The sequence below is a fragment of the Parabacteroides sp. D25 genome, from assembly GCF_000307475.1.
In the GTDB taxonomy this organism is placed as follows: domain Bacteria; phylum Bacteroidota; class Bacteroidia; order Bacteroidales; family Tannerellaceae; genus Parabacteroides; species Parabacteroides distasonis.
Genome location: NZ_JH976505.1, coordinates 221,752 through 236,886 on the forward strand (window position 1 = coordinate 221,752; position 15,135 = coordinate 236,886).

At 46.8% G+C, this 15,135-nt stretch carries 20 protein-coding genes; 11 read left to right on the forward strand and 9 right to left on the reverse strand.

Features of this window, described 5'->3' with window-relative positions; translation table 11 throughout:
• Positions 1-66 precede the first annotated feature (66 nt).
• The 4 genes from HMPREF0999_RS15375 to HMPREF0999_RS15390 form a co-directional block, all read right to left on the reverse strand.
• Positions 67-432 (reverse strand): MarR family winged helix-turn-helix transcriptional regulator, encoded by a 366-nt coding sequence (locus HMPREF0999_RS15375; RefSeq protein WP_005855716.1) that lies wholly within the window; start codon positions 430-432, stop codon positions 67-69.
• A gap of 209 nt (positions 433-641) precedes the next feature.
• On the reverse strand, positions 642-1,619 hold the full coding sequence (locus HMPREF0999_RS15380) for a dihydroorotate dehydrogenase-like protein (RefSeq protein WP_005855718.1): 978 nt from the start codon (positions 1,617-1,619) through the stop codon (positions 642-644).
• Between the two features lie 29 nt (positions 1,620-1,648).
• Positions 1,649-2,317, reverse strand: coding sequence for a YggS family pyridoxal phosphate-dependent enzyme (locus HMPREF0999_RS15385; protein WP_008771730.1), 669 nt, complete (start codon positions 2,315-2,317; stop codon positions 1,649-1,651).
• Between the two features lie 4 nt (positions 2,318-2,321).
• On the reverse strand, positions 2,322-2,825 hold the full coding sequence (locus HMPREF0999_RS15390; RefSeq protein ID WP_005855722.1) for a DUF4494 domain-containing protein: 504 nt from the start codon (positions 2,823-2,825) through the stop codon (positions 2,322-2,324).
• A 155-nt stretch (positions 2,826-2,980) separates the two neighbouring features.
• Here HMPREF0999_RS15390 and HMPREF0999_RS15395 point away from each other — a divergent pair, with 155 nt between their 5' ends.
• The 4 genes from HMPREF0999_RS15395 (at position 2,981) to HMPREF0999_RS15410 (ending at position 6,615) form a co-directional block, all read left to right on the forward strand.
• Positions 2,981-3,913: a tyrosine-type recombinase/integrase gene (locus HMPREF0999_RS15395; protein ID WP_009276318.1), complete on the forward strand. Its 933-nt coding sequence runs from the start codon at positions 2,981-2,983 to the stop codon at positions 3,911-3,913.
• Between the two features lie 508 nt (positions 3,914-4,421).
• On the forward strand, positions 4,422-5,534 hold the full coding sequence (locus HMPREF0999_RS15400; protein ID WP_009276319.1) for a transcription termination/antitermination protein NusG: 1,113 nt from the start codon (positions 4,422-4,424) through the stop codon (positions 5,532-5,534).
• 5 nt (positions 5,535-5,539) lie between these two features.
• Entirely contained in the window at positions 5,540-5,947 is a 408-nt protein-coding gene (locus HMPREF0999_RS15405; protein ID WP_009276320.1) for a hypothetical protein, read from the forward strand.
• The gene (locus HMPREF0999_RS15410) at positions 5,944-6,615 is read left to right on the forward strand and encodes a sugar transferase (protein ID WP_009276321.1); all 672 of its coding nucleotides are present in this window, start codon (positions 5,944-5,946) and stop codon (positions 6,613-6,615) included. Before HMPREF0999_RS15405 ends, HMPREF0999_RS15410 begins: the two co-directional genes overlap by 4 nt.
• A 2-nt stretch (positions 6,616-6,617) precedes the next feature.
• Here HMPREF0999_RS15410 and HMPREF0999_RS15415 read toward each other — a convergent pair whose 3' ends face one another.
• The gene (locus tag HMPREF0999_RS15415; protein WP_008778242.1) at positions 6,618-7,064 is read right to left on the reverse strand and encodes an N-acetylmuramoyl-L-alanine amidase; all 447 of its coding nucleotides are present in this window, start codon (positions 7,062-7,064) and stop codon (positions 6,618-6,620) included.
• Positions 7,065-7,097: 33 nt separating this feature from the next.
• Positions 7,098-7,193 carry a smalltalk protein gene (locus HMPREF0999_RS22515; protein ID WP_005855736.1) on the reverse strand — a complete coding sequence of 32 codons (96 nt, stop codon included), beginning with the start codon at positions 7,191-7,193 and terminating at the stop codon, positions 7,098-7,100.
• Positions 7,194-7,218: 25 nt separating this feature from the next.
• Here HMPREF0999_RS22515 and HMPREF0999_RS23175 point away from each other — a divergent pair, with 25 nt between their 5' ends.
• Positions 7,219-7,347, forward strand: coding sequence for a hypothetical protein (locus tag HMPREF0999_RS23175; RefSeq protein WP_009276322.1), 129 nt, complete (start codon positions 7,219-7,221; stop codon positions 7,345-7,347).
• 103 nt (positions 7,348-7,450) lie between these two features.
• On the opposite strand, the gene HMPREF0999_RS15420 is transcribed toward HMPREF0999_RS23175, so the two are convergent.
• Positions 7,451-7,948 carry an HU family DNA-binding protein gene (locus HMPREF0999_RS15420; RefSeq protein WP_005855743.1) on the reverse strand — a complete coding sequence of 166 codons (498 nt, stop codon included), beginning with the start codon at positions 7,946-7,948 and terminating at the stop codon, positions 7,451-7,453.
• Positions 7,949-8,177: 229 nt separating this feature from the next.
• On the opposite strand from HMPREF0999_RS15420, the gene HMPREF0999_RS15425 reads away from it, so the two are divergent.
• Positions 8,178-8,417, forward strand: a complete 240-nt coding sequence (locus tag HMPREF0999_RS15425; RefSeq protein ID WP_005855745.1) for a DUF4248 domain-containing protein — start codon at positions 8,178-8,180, stop codon at positions 8,415-8,417.
• Between the two features lie 133 nt (positions 8,418-8,550).
• Here HMPREF0999_RS15425 and HMPREF0999_RS15430 read toward each other — a convergent pair whose 3' ends face one another.
• Together HMPREF0999_RS15430 and HMPREF0999_RS15435 are read right to left on the reverse strand one after the other, a co-directional pair.
• Positions 8,551-10,383 (reverse strand): DUF3987 domain-containing protein, encoded by a 1,833-nt coding sequence (locus tag HMPREF0999_RS15430; RefSeq protein ID WP_009276323.1) that lies wholly within the window; start codon positions 10,381-10,383, stop codon positions 8,551-8,553.
• A gap of 55 nt (positions 10,384-10,438) precedes the next feature.
• The gene (locus HMPREF0999_RS15435) at positions 10,439-11,002 is read right to left on the reverse strand and encodes a BT4734/BF3469 family protein (protein WP_005855750.1); all 564 of its coding nucleotides are present in this window, start codon (positions 11,000-11,002) and stop codon (positions 10,439-10,441) included.
• Positions 11,003-11,139: 137 nt separating this feature from the next.
• Between HMPREF0999_RS15435 and HMPREF0999_RS15440 the strand changes: the two genes are divergently transcribed.
• The 5 genes from HMPREF0999_RS15440 (at position 11,140) to HMPREF0999_RS15460 (ending at position 15,104) form a co-directional block, all read left to right on the forward strand.
• Positions 11,140-11,568 carry a hypothetical protein gene (locus HMPREF0999_RS15440; protein WP_005855752.1) on the forward strand — a complete coding sequence of 143 codons (429 nt, stop codon included), beginning with the start codon at positions 11,140-11,142 and terminating at the stop codon, positions 11,566-11,568.
• A 69-nt stretch (positions 11,569-11,637) separates the two neighbouring features.
• Positions 11,638-11,931, forward strand: coding sequence for a nucleotidyltransferase family protein (locus HMPREF0999_RS15445; protein ID WP_005855753.1), 294 nt, complete (start codon positions 11,638-11,640; stop codon positions 11,929-11,931).
• Positions 11,924-12,298, forward strand: a complete 375-nt coding sequence (locus tag HMPREF0999_RS15450; protein WP_005855755.1) for a DUF86 domain-containing protein — start codon at positions 11,924-11,926, stop codon at positions 12,296-12,298. Before HMPREF0999_RS15445 ends, HMPREF0999_RS15450 begins: the two co-directional genes overlap by 8 nt.
• 219 nt (positions 12,299-12,517) lie before the next feature.
• On the forward strand, positions 12,518-14,065 hold the full coding sequence (locus HMPREF0999_RS15455) for a lipopolysaccharide biosynthesis protein (RefSeq protein ID WP_029257227.1): 1,548 nt from the start codon (positions 12,518-12,520) through the stop codon (positions 14,063-14,065).
• A 100-nt stretch (positions 14,066-14,165) separates the two neighbouring features.
• Positions 14,166-15,104 carry a glycosyltransferase family 2 protein gene (locus tag HMPREF0999_RS15460; RefSeq protein WP_009276325.1) on the forward strand — a complete coding sequence of 313 codons (939 nt, stop codon included), beginning with the start codon at positions 14,166-14,168 and terminating at the stop codon, positions 15,102-15,104.
• The last annotated feature ends 31 nt before the right edge of the window (positions 15,105-15,135 follow it).

The following is a 15,135-nucleotide window of genomic DNA, read 5'->3' on the forward strand; positions in this document are numbered from 1 at the left end:
TCTGTTTTTATTTAATTTGTATTATACATATTTGTTAGTAGACAATAATTAGTTAAAAAAAGGGATTCATCCCTTCTGTATGTATTCTTTGAGTTGATTGAACAGGCTGTCCATGTTTAGCTCGGCCTGCATCATCTGTTGTATTTTCTCTTTCCCTTTTGGGGTGAGCGAGAAAAACATTTGCCGCTTATCCTCTTTATTGATGTTCCTGCGGATAAACCCCTTGTTCTCGACGGAGGTGATCACCTTTGAGACCCGGGAGTTTGAAAGACCGATATAATCGCAAATCATTCCCGCCGACTTTGCCTCATTATCCTTTAAGCAACAAAGCAACATGGCCTCGTTGATGGTGATAGCATGTACTTCCGAGAAATTTTTCTCGAACTGGTACAGTATCTTATAGATATCCTTTATGGCGCAAATTGGTTCCATATTTCTTTATAACTTGTTTGATGATGCAAAGATATAACTATTTTTCAATAAAAATACTTTCTAGTAGAAAGTAATTAAGACTATTGTATATTATCCTATAGTAGAGACGGGGCGTGCCCCGTCTCATCCCAGCTAAATGGTAACTTAAAGATACTATTCAGACGGTGATGAGACGGGGCACGCCCCGTCTCTACTACTAGGTATTTCTTTTAATCTCTGTTGGAGAAATATTTCATGAATTGTGAACGCTCATACATCGCCGGGTTCGGGATATTGGCGTAATTCAATTTGCCTTGGAATTGGGAAAGGGATTGGTAATGTGCTTGATGCATCCACTCTTCCACGCAAGTCAATACTTGGGAGATGATTTCCGCTCCATGTGTATAGACAGCGCTACACATCTGTACGGCGGAAGCGCCGGCCAATAGACATTTAACGACATCTTCCCAATCATGCACACCGGTAGAGGAAGCGATACTGATTCCCGGGATCTTTCCGGATACGATAGCCGTCCAGCGAATCGTGTCACTCAAATCGGAATGATTGCTAAATACATTACCCGAAACGATCTGCATATTATTGATGTCGATATCCGGCTGGTAGAAACGGTTGAATAGCACGACACCATCAGCACCGTTTACTTTCAACAAATTAACCAGTGAAGGAATATTGCTGTAATTCTTTCCGATCTTCATGATAACCGGAATCGATACGGTCTCTTTTACCTTGCGGATGATACTGACATACGTATCCCGGATACTCTCGAAATCTTCGGTCAGCTCGGTTTCCATGAAGAACACGTTCAATTCCAAAGCGTCCGCTCCCGCTAACTCAATTTGGCGGGCAAAGTCGATCCAAGCGTCCGCCTTATAGCAATTGATGCTGGCGATAATGGGGATCGTACATAATTCCTTGCTCTTCTTGATCAGTTCCAGATAATCATTTACTTGATTCGCTTTTACATAACCACGGATATAATCCGCCGCTTCGGGGTAATCGGAGTCTTGCATCAAAGCCTCGCTCTGCATCTCGATCTGCTCTTCGAAAAGAGATTTCAATACGATAGCTCCAGCGCCTGCTTTCTCAAAATCCCTGTTACGTTCCGCCTTATTGGTGAGTCCGGAGCTCCCTACGATAATCGGATTGCGAAGTGTCAACCCCGCGTATTGGGTTTTAATGTCAATCATGTTGCCTATATTTAGATTTAATAATTACTTTAATATTCCCGTTCGCCAAAGATACTGGTACCCACCCGTATCAAGGTACTTCCTTCTTGGATAGCGATCGGGTAATCATGGCTCATCCCCATGGATATCTCCTTGAAATCGACATTATCTTTACAGAGCGTCTCTTTCAGTTCGATAAATAAATCATGGATCTTGCGGAATTCTTCCCGTATCAACCCCGTATCATCGGTATTGGTAGCCATGCCCATCAATCCGCAAATACGAATATGCTGGAATTCAGCCAAGGACTCGTCACGCAACAACTCCTTGCATTCCTCAGGACTGAGTCCGTGCTTGGATTCCTCTTGCGCCACATGGATCTCCAATAATACCCGGATCGTGCGGTCGTATTTTTTCGCTTGTTTATTCACCTCAGCCAAAAGCTTCAAGGAGTCTATGCTATGGATCAAATGAATAAAAGGAGCGATATCTTTTACCTTATTGCTTTGTAACGGGCCGATAAAATGCCATTCGATATCCTCAGGTAGTACTTTTTGCTTGGCGCTCAGTTCCTGTGCCCTGCTTTCGCCAAACACCCGCTGTCCGGCGTTGTAAGCCTCCCATAGAGCCTCCACCGGGTGAAACTTAGAGACGGCAACCAACGTCACCCCTTGCGGGAGCGACGTTTTCAGTTGTACTATGTTTTGAGCGATACTCATGTTTTTATCCTCTTTGTTCAGCTTGTTGTTTTTGCTCCGCTATCAGTTCCTCGCCACTTTTCTTCTCGCCGGGAATACTGTTCGCATCGAATGGGAATACATCCATCAACTGGGTTTCCGTTACCGAGGCGATGGTATAATCCGCCAATGTACCCTTCATTCCATCTTCCAATACGGCGATGGCCTCTTTCAGCGTAGTGGCTTGGGCAAGCATTTGTGCGGCGGTTTTCTTTTCCGCTCCGCTCTTCTCGTCCAACGTGATAAAATAAACCTTGATCTTATAGAACCGATCACCATTCTCGTTGAAGAATAATTCGGATAAACGAGCTCGTTTGATGTCTGTTACCGTGAATTCACCCGTGATGAAGGGGCGGATCTCCTCGATGATGCGAGCTTCCGCTTCCGTAAAAGACAGGGCGTCTACCAAGTAAGGCTCGGTTACTTTTTTCTGCATGCCATTTTCCAGCATTTTCTCGTAAGAGACCTTACATTCAAACCAATTGTGCATATGCTTTACTTTTTAATTTAGTCTGTACTCTGTTTAAAACAACGTACAAATATAGTGGCTATTCGTCAATAAAACAACTTGCCGCAAAAGATATAATTTGTCAGGATGTCTAATTTTGCGTGTTTGTTTTCAATTGGAATTTAAAATAGAGAGATATGGATGAGAAAGATTTGGTGGAAGGGATGCGAGAGTATATAAGTCTGTTACAAAAGGAAGGACGGTATTCCTCGGCGAAAAGTTATCAGGATGCGATGAACTCTTTTATACGGTATAGCGGGACGGATCGTATCCCATATACATATATAAATAAGGATACTCTTCGCCGGTACGAGGCTTATTTGCTGGAGAAAGGCTGCATGCGTAATACGGTCTCCACGTATATCCGCCGTTTGCGTTGTATCTATAACAAGGCGGTGGAGAATGGCGAGGCGGCGTTTATCCCCTCTTTATTCAAGGGGGTTTTTACGGGTGTGGAAAGCCAGCGCAAGAAGTCCTTGCCTCTGGGAGATTTGAATCGCTTGATGACTGTCCCGGTAAAAGGAGAGAAGTTGAGGAAGACACAGCTGACGCTTTGCTTGATGTTTCAATATGGGGGGATGTCGTTCGTTGATTTCGCCCATTTGAATAGGGGTAATATCAAGAACGGCATATTGGATTACAATCGCCAGAAGACCGGGACCTCTATGCGGTTGGAGGTCTTGGATACGGCGGAGGCTATGTATAAGGAGCTGGCAGGTGAGAGGGGTGGAGGCTCCGGCTATTTATTTCCCTTTTTAAGTGGGACGAAGAACGGCCATGAGGAATATCTCGAGTACAATGCGGCCTTGTCCCGGTTTAACCGGAACTTGAAGACGTTGAAGGAGGTTGCGGGAATAGCCTCGGATGTGACTTCCTACACGATCCGTCATTCCTTTGCCATGGCATTGAAGGAGCAAAATGTCCCCATTGAGATGATCAGCGAGTTATTGGGGCATAAATCCATCAAGACAACCCAGATTTATCTGAGAAGTTTCTCGTTGGAGAAAATGACGGTGGTAAACAAGTCTTGCTTTGAGAATGTATATAATTATATGCCAGAGGTGGGTTGAGGCTACTTGGGGAGTAGCGTTCATTTCACGGTGCAAATGTAGCAAAAAATAGCAAATAACAAGCAATCATTAGTTTTAGTTTGTGCTCCGGCCTTGATTCTCCTTAAATCTTCGTTCTTATTCCTAGTGTATAGACATGGCAATAGAGACGAAATGATCTCGTATTTCCTACATCATCACGTCCCTTCTAAAAATCGAACATACATTCCTGTAGAGACAGGGCGTGCCCCGTCTCATCCCCTCCAAATGGTAACTTAAAGATACTATCAGACAGTGGGAGACGGGGCACGCCCCGTCTCTACAACCGGGTGATAACCGTTCTCGCACCTTTAGGCTACTCCCCAAGTAGCCTAAGATTTCAAGAGATGGTAATTTTCAGTAATGCCATATTTGAAAATATAAAGTACTGTTTATCAAGATGATATAAATGATTCTTGGTAGGGCTCTGAATTGCCGTGGGGTCTGTTTTCGGGCCACGGGATAACCACTAGAAAAGATAATCATAGAGATGGATATATTGACAGGCAAGTGCTCGGATAGGTTCATGGCGCATGTTCTGAAGCGACGTGATCAGGAGGCTGTCCGCTGGTACGTGCTCACGCTTCCTACCGCCGGTGGCGGGCGTGACAGGATCAGCCCCTCGAAGGGGCTGGACGCTGAGCTTTCCCGCCGTGAGCGTCGTGGGGAGGCCTTGTTCGAGTATTTCTCCCCCTCGTATGTCGAGGCGAGGAAGGTGGGCGGCAAGATGGTCAACACGAAACGGCCCCTGTTGTACAACTACGTGTTCGTCCACGCCTCGGAGGACGAGATCTTCCGCCTGAAGCGTACGCTTCCCCTGTATAATTTCCTCCCCCGGGTTTCCTCCGGCGGGCGGTCCTATTTCCCGTACCTCTCGGATCGTGAGATGGATACCTTGCGTTGGGTCGCGGCGTCTTACTCCAACGAGCTTCCCGTGTATGTGCCAGATAGCGGCCGCTTGTTGAAAGGCGACCGTGTGCGTATCACCTCCGGCCCTTTTACCGACATGGAGGCGGAGGTGGTGGTGCAGCCGGGCGGTGGGCATAAGGACGTGATGGTGCGTATCCTCGACTGTCTGTGGGTCCCCTTGTTCGAGGTGAGAGCGGGGGAGTATGAGTTGATCGAGCTGAACACGGGGGGCAAGCACGTGTATACCCATTTGGACAACGACCGTCTGTCGGAGGGCTTGCACGATGCCTTGGGGCGTTACCATGCCTCTGGCGTGGTAGTGGATGAGGATGCCCGTCTGGCCCGTGAGGTCCTGCGTGGCTACGCCTCTCTCCGTGCTGAGACCGACGTGATCCGTTGCAAGCTTTACTCGTTGCTCCTTCCTGCTTATAGGTTGTTGGGCGATGAGGATGAGTTCGATCGTTTGCGCTCCACGATGCGCAGCATGCTCCCGGTGATAAAAGCGCTGCAATCGCATGCCTTGTTGCTGGTCACGCTGTACGGCTGTACGGACAGCAGCCTCTATCAGCGCATGGCGCACGAGCTGGTTGACCCTTGGCAGGACGAGGCCTCGCCCAAGAGGAGCAAGACCGTGTTGATACGTCGTTTACGTGATTACGACCGTTGGTTCGGGCACGGGAACGGCGATAAATAAAAGATATGAGAGAAGAGAGAGAGACATGCGGCGTTCCTTCGGGCATCCGGCTGATGAACCTGTTGCGTGAGCATTTGACAGAGATCATGGATCGTGAGCGTGCGAACCAAAACTCAATACACCTGTATTGTACGGGGGCTTACTGGGTGGCTTTTGAGTGTTCGGGCTATCAGTTGTATCGTGCGTTTCCGGATAGCGAGACCATGCCGCTGCGCCTGTTCGCCTACCCGTTCCCGATCGTGATGGTGTCCGTTACGGATCGCTCGCTCCGCTCGTACGCCCGCAAACATATCTTGAGAAGAGACGAGTCGGATTACAAGCTATTGACCGTCCCCGGATTTTCCTTGGCCGACTACCGTGAATGGCACGCCGGCGAGGTGGAGGGACTACCTTTATTAAGTGAGAGAGTATGAGTGCTGAAAAAAAGAAAACTACACCATTAGGAAAAAGTGAGGGAGAGGAACCGGAGCGATTCATCCCGGATGGGATGGGTATGTTCCAACGTAATGTAAAACGTATAGGGGATTGTGCGTTGGCGTTTTTGGCCTTGATCGTATTCTTCCCGCTGTTTTTACTTTGTTATATCGCCGTAAAGCGGGAGGATGGAGGCCCGGCGATCTTTAAGCAAGAGCGTATCGGTCGTTTCGGTCGCCCGTTCAACATCTATAAGTTCCGCAGTATGCGTCTGGATGCGGAGAAGTTCGGTCCGGCCCTTTACAAGGGTGGGGCAGATCCCCGGATGACCCGTGTCGGAAAATTCCTCCGGGTACATCACTTGGACGAGCTGCCCCAGTTATGGAATGTCTTCGTGGGAGACATGTCCTTTATCGGTCCCCGTCCCGAGCGTAAGTTCTACATCGACCAGATCATGGAGCGTGATCCCCGTTACCGTTACCTCTACCAGATCCGTCCGGGGGTGACCTCTTACGCCACGCTCTACAATGGGTATACGGACACGGTCGATAAGATGCTCCGCCGCTTGCGTTACGACCTGTTCTATCTGGAGCATCGCTCTTGGCTGTTCGATTTCAAGATATTGGTGAAGACCTTCTTGAATATAGCCTTTGGTAAGAAATTCTAATGCTAGATCTCCCCGTATTCCTCCCTTGCGTCAAAGCAGGGGCAAGCCTTACGGATATAGGGGCTAAGTTGGTAATGTCCTAGGATGCGTGCCTCCGGGTAATCCCTTCGTAATTGCCGTAGCAGATCCATCAAGGTACAGCGCTGGGCGTAGGTCCGGGTATCGGCTGGACGGCCTTGTTCGTCGAGTCCTCCCTCGTAACATATACCGATACTTTTGTCGTTCCATCCGGCTGCGTGCGCCCCGATCTGGTTGACCGGTCGGCAACGATGTAGCTCCCCGTCCCGTGTGATATAGAAATGATAGCCGATATCGGCGAATCCCCGTGCCTTGTGCGATGAACGGAGCGCCTCCACAGGAAAATCCCTGTCATATCGTGTAGCCGAGCAATGAATTACAAGGAGGCGAACCTCCCTGTAATTCTGGTAGAAACAATAAGCCTTACCCATGATAATTGAAGATTGATAATTGGAAATTGAAAATTAGAGAATACAGGATTGGATGCCAAGTGCCCCTGCGATGGCGGTAGCTACGGCGATGATCACTTTGATAATAGTACTCCATACGGACTTTTTCATGATAATTAATAATTAATAGTGAATAATGAATAATGAATTGAATAATGATATCCCGGCTGATATAAGAGGAAAGCTTCGCTTTCCTTCGGACGGCCTCAGCGGACGGGCGTCAAGCGAAGAGACCGTAGCGAGCGTGAGGAGCATCCCTGTCTGAGCGAAGCGAGTTGGGATGCGACAGCGAGCGTAGGTCTCGAAGTAGCCCGTCAGCGTCAGCCTTGACCTTTTGGTTACTTTTGGGTCAAGCCAAAAGTGACACGTTAGATCTCATCAGGCGACTCCGAATCCCCACCCCCAGCAGCCGGCTTCTTCGAGATATCCACGGTAGTCTCCCCAGCCTTCTCCGCACGGAGCACCGCTTGCTGAGCCTTGCGAGTAGCCACAGGTTGGAACTCTAGCCCGGCGAAGACATTCTTCAAGTCCTCGCCCGGTATATACTGGATACTAACCCCGGTGATGTTTGTAGATGTGAATTTCTCAAGACTCTCCGCACCCTCGTTGAGGATATGGAGCCGGAATTTACCCAGTTCGCCGAAATCCACCTGTTTCCCCTCTTGGAGGGCATCGAGCAGGTTCTCGACAGTGGAGATCAATACCGCCACCACATCCGCCCGGCTGACGGTGGTTTGCATGGATACCCGGCGGCTCAGCTGCTTGAGCGATAGCTCACCATTGATCTGTGCCGTGGCGTACGCTTTCGCCGGCTCGTCTTTCTTGATAGGGTTGGTCCGAAGGGACACGCTGTAATTTAAAGCCATAGATTTGATAATTAAAAATTGATAATTGAAAATTGAAAATGAAATCGATTTGTTTTCGATAACGAATGTACGACATTCGGTTTCCTCTGAAATGAATACCGCTGACAGTGGATGAATAAGGGAGATAAAAGAGGAGATATACTGAAAAATAGACCTCCGTATAGTTGTTCGTGTCGTATGTTTTAAGTATCTTTATACCAATAAGATAAATCTTAAAAATGCGAACGATATGCGAACAGGATATACACAAATCGACGAGTGGCCCGTGCGGCCCTATTCCAAGCGGGAGCTGGCCATGGCCTACGCCCCCGAGATCAGCCCCGTCTCGGCCCTGAACCGGCTGGCGGAATGGATGCGGTATAACGATCGGCTGACCCGGGAGCTTGGTGATACGGGCTACCGCCCGAGGCAACGGGTCTTCACCTCCCTCCAAGTGGAGCTGATCTTCCGTTACTTGGGTCGTCCTTGAGAGGAGACACCGCCACCCGTCGGTATAGGCGAGCGGCGATGCCGGTACTGGCATCAGACAACGCCAGTACTGGCGTAGGGCTGCGACGGTAGTGCTTACGGGCGATGACAGTAGAGGCATTTCCTTCATTCCTTCATTCCTTCGGGCGTCTCTCACGCACACACACGTGCGAGGAGAAAGCGTACTCGCCCCGTGCGGTCTTGATCAGTGTTCCCTTCTCCAGCATCCGTTTGAGGGAGGAGTCGAGTGTTTTCTCGGGTATGCCGTTCTTCGCTGCCACGTCCACGGCCTGCCGACGGCAGAACATCATTGGGAGGGCATTGAATAAAGCCTGTTCAGGAGAGGTCTGGACAGGGACGGCCTCGGAGGTAGGCAGGAAGCCCAGCACATAGCTCGAATGGCGGTAAAGAGGCTCTATGAGCGTGAGTACGGCTTGGAAATCCTCGTCGGTGACCCGCAGGTCCAGCTTGGGGACGATACCATCCTTGATATTCTCGATGGGGATCTCCGGGGCGGGGGAGAGACCGGGGGAATTGAAAATGGAAAATTGAGAATTGAAAATTTTTTGTTGGGGAGGGAGGAATTTCTCCAAGGCTCTCAACAGGGCTACTATGCTCAGGATCCGGCAGGTATTGATGGCGATACGGGCCACGGCGCTTCGCATGGAACCTCCATGGGCGTAACCGGCGTGGGAGAATAACTGGGCGAACCGTTGGTTGAACAGCTCTTTCTGTTTCTCGGATAGCCTTAGCTGGATCGTTTGGACCGATCCGTTAATCAGGTCCAGTACCTGTTTCCATTGTGTTCCCCATGTGGCGAAGCGTAGGCCGTAATCCTCGCTTTCCGAATCGAATTGGTCCATCCACTCATTGATGGGTGGCATGAAATAGAATAACTGGCGAGAGAACAGGCCGTTCTCCGCCGAGGGGATCAGCGGCTTTACTTGCGCAGGGGTTCCACTTAGCAATACGCTGAGATAAGACTCATCGCATTCCCGGTACTCATGATTGGTACGCCGGTTGAAAGCCAGTCGCTCATGGTCGTGGCATTTACGCAAGGTATCGCTCCAATGGCCGTGATCCGCTCCGATGGCGGTACTCACGGTATCCGCCTCGGTCTCGCAGATCAGCCCCACGCCGTCGGCCTCTATGAGGTTCTCTAGGATACCGGTACCCGAGTTATCGCCGGCTATGAGGAACATCTTGAGGGGCGGTTGTTCCGGCTCGAGCGTCTCGGAGCGTTTCTTGCCGAGTGAGTCCCATCGGTTCTTTTCCTCCCGATAATTCTTTAGGCTGTCTTTGTAGCGGGCCATCATCTCCTCGTGAATAGGTTCAGCTAGGCGCCTGACCCATGTCAAGGCTCCTTTTCCGGAGGCGGGAGGCGCTACGATGAAGGTTTGTAGGCATGGATACATGTATTTTTGTCCGTATAACACCCGTACCCGCTTGTTCAAGGTGCCCCCGAGTACGGTGAATACTCCCAGCAGGAGTATGTCACGCTGGGCGATGGAGTTCCCGCAATCGATCATCTGCTTGATGAACGGGGGCCACGGATAATCCGGGAAAGCGGGTGGCAAGTCCTCACGTGCGTACGTATGTGCGTGTGTGGGTGTGAGAGGGGCTTGAAGGTTTGAAGGATTCTTGTTCTCCCTCGGGTATTGGCGGAAGGTGTCGGCCAGTTGCTTGTCCGTTTTTACGCCGGCAATCTCGGCCCAGTGGAAGACGGAGCCTAATCCGTTGCGCCCGTTGCCCGCTTTGAGGGCGTGGTCGTATAGCTTGTCCGCTTCTTCGTAGAGGTATTTCTCGGACAGGCGGCAGATGCGATGAAAGAACGTCCTTCCCGCTTCCCCGCAATCGTTGGCGGTGGCGAAGGCGATCGGCATATACTCTTGGTAAGTGGGAGCGATGTTCGCCCCTTGGTGTTCGATGGCGGCGACAAGCCGCTCTAAATCTGATAATGGATTCATTTGATTTATAAGTTATAATTTATGATTTAAACTGTCAACTGTCATTTGTCAACTATCAACTCTCCCGCAGCTTAGCGGAGGGATCATGGCAGAGGAAACACGCCCGTGAGAGATCGGCGTTTGAGGCATCCGCATTCAATCCGTATTTCCATTTCAGGTATTCCCATGCTGATAGCCGTGCCTTATCAAAAGATTCCTCTATGGAAGCCTTGGGTGAGAGCCGGTAGGGGACGAGCAGTTTCACGCCTGTGGTGCTTGGGCTGACGAAAGCTAGGTCCGGTCTCAGTTTATTATCGGCGAACAAGGTGTCTCGCCAGTGGAGGGTTTCCTCCGGCGAGGGGAGATGGTCGATATCGATGACAAACTCTCCGGAAAGGAATAACAGGCGGTCTTCCTTGCGATAGGAGAAGACCCCGGCCGGTGTGACGTATGGCAGTAAGTTTTGCTTCAGTTTGCGGAACCGTTTCTCGTCGCTCAAAGCGTCCTGTACGCTGAGCGTTCGTTCTTTCAGCCACTCGTTGGAGGTGATATAGGTATGCAACTGTTTGACACTGGTCACGCCACTCGGCACTTGATTGGAGATGGGGGCGTTGAAAAAGGACATGATACATTCTTTCATTAACTCGTTTGATTTAAAGTTTAGGCTGGTAAAGGAAAGGTAAAAGAGTGAGAAAAAACGGTCCGGTAAGTTATTTGCACCTATCGGTAAGTTATTTGCGCATAAAAGTAATTCGGTGACAGGAAAAAGAAGAAGATATGAGTGAAGAGAAAGCGAGCCCGTGTGTGCTGCACATCCATGGCGAGAACATACAGGTGCTGCCCAACGCCATGTTTGCCATTCAATATATTTGCTTGGACCCGGGAGAAAAGCCGGAGGTCGTTTCGGAAAAGGACGTGAGGCCGGATCCGGAGCCGTGTGATTTATTAGCCTCCTATATCCAAGACGAGGAGGTACGTCACGACTTCGTAAAGCGAATCGCCCAATGCCCGGATGTGGCCACCCTCTGCCAAACGGTGCTGACCGACCTTTTCAACGAGGTCTTTTGCGACTGCGTGGAACCGGCCAAACTTATCAAGAGCAAGGAATTCATCAACGCCATCATCCCCCTGCTCCCCTTCAAGCAAGGCAAGAGCTTGCGCAATATCCGGCGGGCGATTGTGAAGTATGTGCTGGGGGAAGGGTAGGTGTTTTGGTTTATGAATGATTGCATAATTGGATATTTATTTGTTTCTTTGTCAATATTCTATTTTCTTATGAAGTCGAGACAAGAGATCCTAGCGTTATTAAGAGACTTCAAGGTTCGTAAAGGCAAAAAGTACGGAATCTTGAAGATGGGTATCTTTGGCTCTGTAGCTCGTGATCAACAGACGGAAAGCAGTGATGTGGACATTTATTACGAGGGTGAGGCGCAAGGGCTTTTCTCTCTCTCCCATTTGAAAAATGAATTGGAAGAATTGTTGGGAAGCCCGGTGGATATCATCCGTCTTAGAGACCGGATGAATCAGTTGCTTCGTAAACGAATCGAGAGGGAGGGAATCTATGTTTGATACGGAGTTGGCCTTGGATACCTTGTCGCAGATAAAGGATACTCTTTCAATGATAATGGCAAGAACTTCGCATATTCATAAGGTTGATGATTTTTATATGAATGAGTCTGGTATGATTCTATTGGATAGTGTTTGTATGAAACTTGTCGCTGTAGGTGAGGCAATCAAAAATCTAGACAAAATAACGAATAAGGAATTACTTCTTAAATATCCGGCTGTAAACTGGAAGGATATTAAAGGGATGAGAGATATCATTGTCCATCATTATTTTGATATTGACGCAAGCGTGATACTTTATAGTCTTCAAAAGGAGGTTCCGGATTTGTACTCCACTATTTGTGTTATGCTGAGGGATTTGTCTCGGTGACTTATCACGATAAATATAGTTTAAACTCATTTTAAATCAAGACACTCGTTTTTTGCCCTACTGGTTTACCGGCGGGATGGGAGTGGTTTGTGTACTTGTCTTTATTCCTAGTAAATCAGAGAATAATAAGCGGATAGCGAAGAATACGCTGTTCCTCTACGTGCGTATGCTCTTTATCATGGAGAGCAATTTTTGTATTAAACACAATTCTTTGTAGCAATGGTAACAGACTCACGAACTTCGAAAAGTATAAAAAATAGTTTGGTAGCCTTGGCTTTTTATTTTATTAATCTGGTTCTTCAATTTTTCTCCCGTAAGGTATTCTTGGATTATCTTGGGGCAGAGATCTTGGGACTGAATACTACGGCTACCAATTTGCTTCAGTTCTTGAACCTTGCGGAATTAGGAATAGGATCAGCCATTGCTTGTACATTATATAAGCCTTTATTAGAGAAGGATACGGTTGCTATCAATGAGATTGTTTCCTTGCAAGGCTGGTTGTATCGGCGTATCGCATGGATCGTGATAGTGGGAAGTCTCGTGTTGATGGCGTTTTTCCCTTGGATCTTCGCTAAGATGCCGTTACCCTTATGGTATGCGTATGCTTCTTTCGGAGTGCTGCTAGTTAGTGCATTGCTGAGTTATTTTGTTAATTATAAGCAGATCGTTTTATCCGCTGACCAGAAAGAGTATAAGATCCAGTATAGCTATAAGGCCTCGATGTTGATTAAAACCCTTTGTCAGATATTGGCGATTCGATATTTGAGAGACGGTTATGTATGGTGGTTGGTATTGGAGATTGTGTTTGCGATCGTAGCTTCGTTGGTGTTAAATAGAATGGTCTGGCAGACTTATCCATTTCTAGAAACTAAATTAGGACGAGGTCGGGAATTATCGAGAAAGTATCCAGCTATTATTAAGAAAGTTAAGCAATTGTTTTTTCATAAGATCGGTAGCTTTGCTTTGACACAAACTAGTCCGATCATTATTTACGCCTATACTACACTAACTGTAGTGGCGTTATATGGCAATTACATGTTGGTTATCCTTGGGATTCAAACTTTGATGACTGCCATTTTTAATAGCATGAACGCAGGAATTGGGAATTTAGTGGCAGAGGGAAATCGTAAACAGATTATGTCGGTGTTTGAGGAATTATTCTCTGTTCGTTTTCTATTCACTTGTATAATGTGTTTTGGAGTGTTTATGTTGACTCCTTTATTTATAATACTTTGGGTGGGTAATGAATATGTGATGGATACCATGACATTGCTATTGATGACTGTTACTTTGTTTATTCAATTAAACCGTACGACCGTGGATGCTTATATCAATGCTTATGGTTTGTTTGGTGATATTTTTGCTCCAGTTACGGAGGCTTCTATCAATATCTGTTTGTCTGTGTTATTAGGATATTTTTGGGGGTTAAATGGTGTATTGTTGGGTGTGTTGATAAGTTTATTTCTTGTTGTTTTTTGTTGGAAACCTTATTATTTGTTTCGAAAAGCTTTGAAACAACGATTGAAATTGTATATAATTATGTACGTTAAGCATTTAAGTGTTGCAATTGTTAGTATAATACTTATTTATTTTGTATTGAAATTTGTCCCAATGCACTCATTTGAAAGTGCTTTATCTTCTTTTGTATATGGAGTGTTTATTACGATTTTGTATACACTCATTCTTTTATCTATGTTTTATTTTTTAGGACTTGGTTTGAATCGCTTTATTCGAAGAATTCAAAGTATGATGAATGGGAGAAAATAGTATAGTGATATATAGGTTGTATGATACATTAAAAAGTTAGCTAAGATAGGCTGTATGGTTTATAATATTCAAAGTAAAAAATGTTTAATAAATATAACAAATGACACCTGTAATTTCTATTATTGTTGCTGTTTACAAAGCGGAATCCTGCTTGCGGCGTTGTGTAGACAGCCTGCTAGCACAGACTTTTCAAGACTATGAAATATTGCTGGTAGATGATGGGAGTCCCGATCGTTCCGGAGAAATTTGCGACGAGTATGCCCGGAAGGACAATCGTGTCCGTGTATTCCATAAAGAGAATGGTGGAGTAGCGTCCGCTCGACAGTGTGGAATGAACAATGCAAGAGGCGAGTACGTGATACACGCTGACCCAGATGACTGGGTGGAACCGAATATGCTGGAGGAACTATACGGAAAGGCAAAAGAAGAAAATGCAGATATGATAATTTGTGATGTATGGCGGGATACTTCCAAGAAATCTACTTACGTGAAGCAACGGTTATTTATATTAGAGCATTGTGTGATGCTAAAAGATGTGTTCCAGCAGCTGCATGGCAGCTGCTGGAACAAGCTCGTTAAACGAGCTTGTTACAGCAAATATGATGTGAATTTTCCGGAAGGGTTGTCATATGGAGAAGATACTTATGTCAGTGTATGCCTGTTGGCACATCCTATAAAGATGGCATATGTACCAAAAGCATTTTATCATTATGTCCAAAATGTAAATTACAGCTCGTTAACACGTCGTCCTGTGAAAATTTTGGTAGAGCAATGTGAAAAACTCTGCGATTTACTTCGTTGCAAATTATCAGAGAATCAATTTAAAGAAATTTATCCTGCTTTACGATATAGGCAAGCATGTGTTATCCTAACATCTGCAGGAGAAAACCCATACATCGTAACATTTAAAAAAGATTTTGAAGGTGTGAGAAAAGCTATTCTTCATCAAAACTTCTCTTTTAAGAGGAAGACTCTTTTTTGGATAGCATTCTATATATCACCTTATATTGCACATTTTTTTTATACTTTTTGTCGTTAACTATTGTTGAATCTTATCATAAACAGTTAGC

Excerpts from the sequence above, each read along its gene's own strand:
- HMPREF0999_RS15375 (WP_005855716.1), bottom strand. The coding sequence starts at position 432 with ATGGAACCAATTTGCGCCATAAAGGATATCTATAAGATACTGTACCAG.
- HMPREF0999_RS15380 (WP_005855718.1), bottom strand. The coding sequence starts at position 1,619 with ATGATTGACATTAAAACCCAATACGCGGGGTTGACACTTCGCAATCCG.
- HMPREF0999_RS15385 (WP_008771730.1), bottom strand. The coding sequence starts at position 2,317 with ATGAGTATCGCTCAAAACATAGTACAACTGAAAACGTCGCTCCCGCAA.
- HMPREF0999_RS15390 (WP_005855722.1), bottom strand. The coding sequence starts at position 2,825 with ATGCACAATTGGTTTGAATGTAAGGTCTCTTACGAGAAAATGCTGGAA.
- HMPREF0999_RS15395 (WP_009276318.1), top strand. The coding sequence starts at position 2,981 with ATGGATGAGAAAGATTTGGTGGAAGGGATGCGAGAGTATATAAGTCTG.
- HMPREF0999_RS15400 (WP_009276319.1), top strand. The coding sequence starts at position 4,422 with ATGGATATATTGACAGGCAAGTGCTCGGATAGGTTCATGGCGCATGTT.
- HMPREF0999_RS15405 (WP_009276320.1), top strand. The coding sequence starts at position 5,540 with ATGAGAGAAGAGAGAGAGACATGCGGCGTTCCTTCGGGCATCCGGCTG.
- HMPREF0999_RS15410 (WP_009276321.1), top strand. The coding sequence starts at position 5,944 with ATGAGTGCTGAAAAAAAGAAAACTACACCATTAGGAAAAAGTGAGGGA.
- HMPREF0999_RS15415 (WP_008778242.1), bottom strand. The coding sequence starts at position 7,064 with ATGGGTAAGGCTTATTGTTTCTACCAGAATTACAGGGAGGTTCGCCTC.
- HMPREF0999_RS22515 (WP_005855736.1), bottom strand. The coding sequence starts at position 7,193 with ATGAAAAAGTCCGTATGGAGTACTATTATCAAAGTGATCATCGCCGTA.
- HMPREF0999_RS23175 (WP_009276322.1), top strand. The coding sequence starts at position 7,219 with ATGAATAATGAATTGAATAATGATATCCCGGCTGATATAAGAGGAAAG.
- HMPREF0999_RS15420 (WP_005855743.1), bottom strand. The coding sequence starts at position 7,948 with ATGGCTTTAAATTACAGCGTGTCCCTTCGGACCAACCCTATCAAGAAA.
- HMPREF0999_RS15425 (WP_005855745.1), top strand. The coding sequence starts at position 8,178 with ATGCGAACAGGATATACACAAATCGACGAGTGGCCCGTGCGGCCCTAT.
- HMPREF0999_RS15430 (WP_009276323.1), bottom strand. The coding sequence starts at position 10,383 with ATGAATCCATTATCAGATTTAGAGCGGCTTGTCGCCGCCATCGAACAC.
- HMPREF0999_RS15435 (WP_005855750.1), bottom strand. The coding sequence starts at position 11,002 with ATGAAAGAATGTATCATGTCCTTTTTCAACGCCCCCATCTCCAATCAA.
- HMPREF0999_RS15440 (WP_005855752.1), top strand. The coding sequence starts at position 11,140 with ATGAGTGAAGAGAAAGCGAGCCCGTGTGTGCTGCACATCCATGGCGAG.
- HMPREF0999_RS15445 (WP_005855753.1), top strand. The coding sequence starts at position 11,638 with ATGAAGTCGAGACAAGAGATCCTAGCGTTATTAAGAGACTTCAAGGTT.
- HMPREF0999_RS15450 (WP_005855755.1), top strand. The coding sequence starts at position 11,924 with ATGTTTGATACGGAGTTGGCCTTGGATACCTTGTCGCAGATAAAGGAT.
- HMPREF0999_RS15455 (WP_029257227.1), top strand. The coding sequence starts at position 12,518 with ATGGTAACAGACTCACGAACTTCGAAAAGTATAAAAAATAGTTTGGTA.
- HMPREF0999_RS15460 (WP_009276325.1), top strand. The coding sequence starts at position 14,166 with ATGACACCTGTAATTTCTATTATTGTTGCTGTTTACAAAGCGGAATCC.